Source organism: Streptomyces odonnellii (assembly GCF_000981895.1).
GTDB classification, from domain to species: domain Bacteria; phylum Actinomycetota; class Actinomycetes; order Streptomycetales; family Streptomycetaceae; genus Streptomyces; species Streptomyces odonnellii.
In genome coordinates this window covers 1-4696 of the sequence record NZ_LATD01000410.1, presented here as the reverse complement: position 1 = coordinate 4696, position 4696 = coordinate 1, and the positions used below count along the sequence as shown (strand labels likewise).

Below are 4696 nucleotides of genomic sequence, written 5' to 3'. Positions count from 1 at the left end.
GCCCCCCGTACCGGCACCGGCGTTCGCCCCGGCGTCCCCGGCGGCGCCCGCTGACGCACCGGACGCGGCGCCGCCACCGGAGGACGTGGACGGGGTCGGGTTGGACGGCAGCACCTGGGCCACTTGTTTCTGGGTCTCCTCCCGGGCCGCCGACTTCACCACCGGCCGCAGCAGCGCGAACCACAGGCCGACCAGGGCCAGCACCGCCAGCACCAGAGCGATCAGCGCCCGGGGCAGCCAGCTCGGCAGAATCGCGTCCTGCTGGTAGGTGCCGTCCAGCAGGACCGGCTCATGCGGAGCCTCACCTGCCGGTGTCGCCACCACCTGGAAGGGATGCACGACCGGAGCACCGCGCCACAGCCGTTTGGCGGGCCGGGCCGTCAGCTTCGACAGCTCCGTCGTGCCCGGCGTGAGCTCGACGCCCTCCCGTGAGAAGCCGAGCCGCACTCGGGAACTGTCCCCCTGCGCGGTGAGCCGCACGGTCATGGGGACATTGCTCCGGTTGTCGATGGCGACGTCCGTGCGGCCCCGCCACACCCCGTTGAACCCGCGCGGTACCAGTTCCCCGGTGAGTTCGGTGAACGGCTCGACGGTGACAACGCCCTCGGGTACCACCGTTCCCTCGGGGTTGCTGGTGGGTACGACTCGTACCCCGAACGGGATGTCCCCGGCCGGCACTTCGGAGTTGCGAGGCGGGTTCAGCGCGAGGACCACGGTGGCCGAGGTGTCGGGGTACAGCGACAGGCTCGCCGGTTCGACATTGGTCCAGGCCGCGGCCGGGCCCACCACCTCGAAGCGGTACTCCTCCACCGTGCTGCCGGAGTTGCGTACCTGAAGGGGAACTTCGGTCCTGCCACCGGGAGTCGCGGTGACGGCGGTTGCGTCCAGGCTCGCCGCAGTTGTCATGATCGGCACCGTAGGCCCCGAGAGGCCCTGGAACAGGGGCTCCGCAGGAAGACTTTGGGGCAGTTGAGGTGCCCATTGAGACCTTGTTGAGTGTACGTGTAGTGCACGCGCGCATACTCGGCGAAGCATTCGACCTAGGGGTGGGGAGGCCGGTGTGGACCGGATAGTCGTGTGCCTGCGTGCGGAGGATCCGATTTCCAGGGCGGGGGTGGCCGGCCAGCTACGGTCCCGGCCGGAGGTCCGGCTGGTGGAGAACGAGGAAGAACCGGCGGCCGTGGCCGTGGTCGTCGTCGACACGATCGACGAGGCCGCGCTGAGGACCCTGCGCAATGTGCAGCGTACGGTGTCGGCGCGGGTGGCGCTGATCGCCACGTACATCGACGACCAGCAGTTGGTCGGGGCGGCCGAGTGCGGGGTGGCCGGCATCCTGCGGAGGTCCGAAGCGACCCCGGAGCGGCTCGTACAGGTGATCGAGGCGGTGGCCCGGGGCGAGGGGAGTCTTCCCGCGGACCTGCTCGGCCGGCTGCTGGAACAGGTCGGCCGGCTCCAGAGTCAGGTCCTGGCGCCGCGCGGCCTGAACTTCAGCGGGCTCACCGCCCGTGAGATCGAGGTGGTCCGGCTTGTCGCCGAGGGCTACGACACCGGGGACATCGCCGCGAAGCTCTCGTACTCGGAACGCACCATCAAGAACGTCCTGCATGAGCTGGTCGTCCGGCTGCACCTGCGCAACCGCTCGCATGTCGTCGCCTACGCACTGCGCCAGGGGCTGATCTGACGTACGGCCGGGGTGTCCCGCCGGACTGCCCGGAGGGGCAACTTGTCTTCCCCCGTACGTGTCCCCGGCTTCGTTCCCTCCGGAGCACGGCCCGGGAAGGGTATGGCCAACGCCGATCTTGGAGGATGTCGTGCGGCGGTTCCGACTGCGGGCGGGCCTGATGGCCGCGCTTCTCACGTTCGGCGGGGTAGGGGCCGGGGCCGGCGGTGTCGCCGTCCCGGCCGCGGCACCGTCCCCGTCTCCGGTCACGCCGTCGGTGGTGGAGCAATCCCTCGACCCCGGCCAGTCCCTCACCGTCACCAAGACGGTGCGGACGCCGGCGGTGCCGCCCAAGCCGGATGTGGTGCTGCTGGTCGACAACACCGGCAGCATGGAGGAGCCCATCGCGGACGTGAGGCAGAATCTGCCGGCCATCGTCAAGAGCGTGTTCGACGAGCAGCCCGACTCCCGGTTCGCCGTCGCCAGTTACGGTGACCAGGAAGATCCGGGCAGGCTTTTCCTCCTCCATCAGCCGTTCACCGACGACCGCGCGGCCATCCAGCGCGGCGTCGACGCGCTGGGCGCCGGCGGCGGCGGGGACACCCCCGAGGACTGGGGCAACGCGCTGTGGCAGGTGGCGACCGGTGCCGGCGGCCGGAACCCGTTCCGGTCCGGGGCCAGCCCCGTTGTCGTCCTGGTCGGCGACGCCTCCAGCCACGACCCGAGCGGCGGCCACTCCTTCGACAGCATCGTCGCCACCCTCAAGGCGAACAACGTCAAGGTGCTCGCCGTGGACGTGGAGAGTTACAGCGACGGCCTCGACGGCCAGCGCGGCGATTTCAGGAAGGGCCAGGCGACACGGGTCACCGGGGAGACCGGAGGTACGTACCTGCGGGGCGTGAACCCGAACCAGGTCGCCGACGCGATCACCAGCGGACTGTCCAACCTGCCCGTCAACGTCACCCATGCGCCCGTGAACTGCGACCCCTCGCTGACCGTCTCCCTCACACCGGCCGGTCGGCAGGTGACCAGCGGTCAGTCCGCCACCTTCACCGAGACCGTGACGGTGGCCCAGAACGCTCCCCAGGGCTCAACACTGACCTGCACCGTTCAGTTCTATCTCGGCCCCGCCGGAGCCGACCCCGCGTACCAACAGCACATCAGGATCAGCGTCAACGACGTGACCGCGCCCGTTGTGAGCATCGAGGACCGTACGGTGGAGGCGACCGGCCCGGACGGTGCTGTCGTCGAGTACCCGGCCTCCGCCGTGGACGCGGTCGACGGTCCGGTGCCGGTGGCGTGTGTGCCGCCGTCCGGGTCGCGTTTCCCGGTCGGTGAGACGACCGTGACGTGCACCGCGACCGACTCCCGGGGCAATACGGGCCGCGCCACCGCCGTCATCAAGGTGGTCGACACGACCGCGCCCGTGGTGACCGTGGAGGACCGCACCGTGGAGGCGACCGGCCCCGGTGGTGCGGTCATCGAGTACCCGGCGTCTGCTGTGGATTCGGTGGATGGTTCGGTGCCGGTGGCGTGTGTGCCGCCGTCCGGGTCGCGTTTCCCGGTCGGTGAGACGACCGTGACGTGCACCGCGACCGACTCCCGGGGGAACACCGGCAGGGACACCGCGGTGTTCACCGTCGTGGACACGATCGCGCCTGTCGTGACCGTGGAGGACCGTACGGTCGAGGCGACGGGTCCGGATGGTGCTGTCGTCGAGTTTCCGGCGTCTGCTGTGGATTCGGTGGATGGTTCGGTGCCGGTGACGTGTGTGCCGCCGTCCGGGTCGCGTTTCCCGGTCGGCGAGACCACCGTGACCTGCACCGCGACCGACAAGCAGGGCAATACGGGCCGTGCCACAGCCGTCGTCAAGGTGGTCGACACGACCGCGCCGCTGGTGCGCGTGGAGGACCGTACGGTGCAGGCGACGGGCCCGGACGGTGCCGTGATCGACTACGGCGCCACCGCCGTGGACGGCATCGACGGGCCGCTGTCCCTCGTCTGCGTCCCGCTGTCCGGCTCGGCCTTCCCCGTCGGGAGGACGACAGTCACCTGCACCGCGACCGACTCCGCCGGCAACGTCGGCACCGACACGGCCGTCTTCACAGTGGTGGACGGGGGCGCACCCGTCGTCCAGGTCGACGACCGGATCGTTGAGATCACCAGCGGCACCGGCGCGGTCATCCGGTACACGGCCGGAGCCACGGACGTGATCGACGGCTCCCTCCCCGTCACCTGCACCCCGCCGTCCGGGTCCCGTTTCCCGATCGGCAGGACGACGGTGACCTGTACGGCCAAGGACAAGGCGGGCAACACCGGCAAGGACACCGCCGTGTTCACCGTCGTCCTGCGCCCGCCGACACCACGCCCGCCCGCCGCCGACCTCGCCGTGAACGCCGCGGCCACCCCGCTGCCCGGATTCACCGGCGGCGTGATCACGACCACGTTCACCCTGACCAACGCCGGCCCCGACACGGCGACCGGCGTCGTGCTGGCGGTCGACGTTCCCCAGCCCGTTCGCGTACTGACCGCCCAGAGCGGTTGCACCAACACCGCCCCCTGCACCCTGCGGGCCGGCGACCGGATCGAGATCACCGCCCGGATCTCCTACGCGAGGGCGACCACCGGCACTCTGACCGCCCGTGTCAGCGGCACGACGCGGGACCCCCGTACCGCTAACAACACCGACACCCTGCGAATCCGGGTCCTCCAGCCCGTACTGACCGCGGGGCCGCTCGTCGCACGGCTCGGCGACGTCGTCCTCGCTGAGGGCCGCGACTTCCCGGCCGGCACCGTCGTCAGACTGGAGTGGAGCGAAGGGATCACCGCCAGGACGCTTCCGGTGCGGGTGCGTGCCGACGGGACGTTCCGTACGCAGATGCTCGTCCTGCGCAAGGACGAGACCGGGCCACGACTGCTACGTGCCGAAGGGCCCGGATACAACCCGCTCGACACGGGGATCCTCGTCGTACCGCGCAGCCTCCAGCCGCCGAAGTTCGCGGGACGCGGATGAGCGGGGCGGGCGTGGGCAGGGCG

Annotated in this window: 3 protein-coding genes; 2 read left to right on the top strand and 1 reads right to left on the bottom strand. The window is 70.7% G+C overall.

All coding sequences use genetic code 11. The annotated features are described in order from the left end of the window. A partial coding sequence (locus WH07_RS31410; RefSeq protein WP_157877467.1) for a COG1470 family protein occupies positions 1-906 on the bottom strand: 906 nt, incomplete at its 3' end. 154 nt (positions 907-1060) lie between these two features. Between WH07_RS31410 and WH07_RS31405 the strand changes: the two genes are divergently transcribed. After that, entirely contained in the window at positions 1061-1681 is a 621-nt protein-coding gene (locus WH07_RS31405; protein ID WP_046507640.1) for a helix-turn-helix transcriptional regulator, read from the top strand. A 130-nt stretch (positions 1682-1811) separates the two neighbouring features. After that, positions 1812-4673, top strand: a complete 2862-nt coding sequence (locus tag WH07_RS36455) for an HYR domain-containing protein (protein WP_157877466.1) — start codon at positions 1812-1814, stop codon at positions 4671-4673. The last annotated feature ends 23 nt before the right edge of the window (positions 4674-4696 follow it).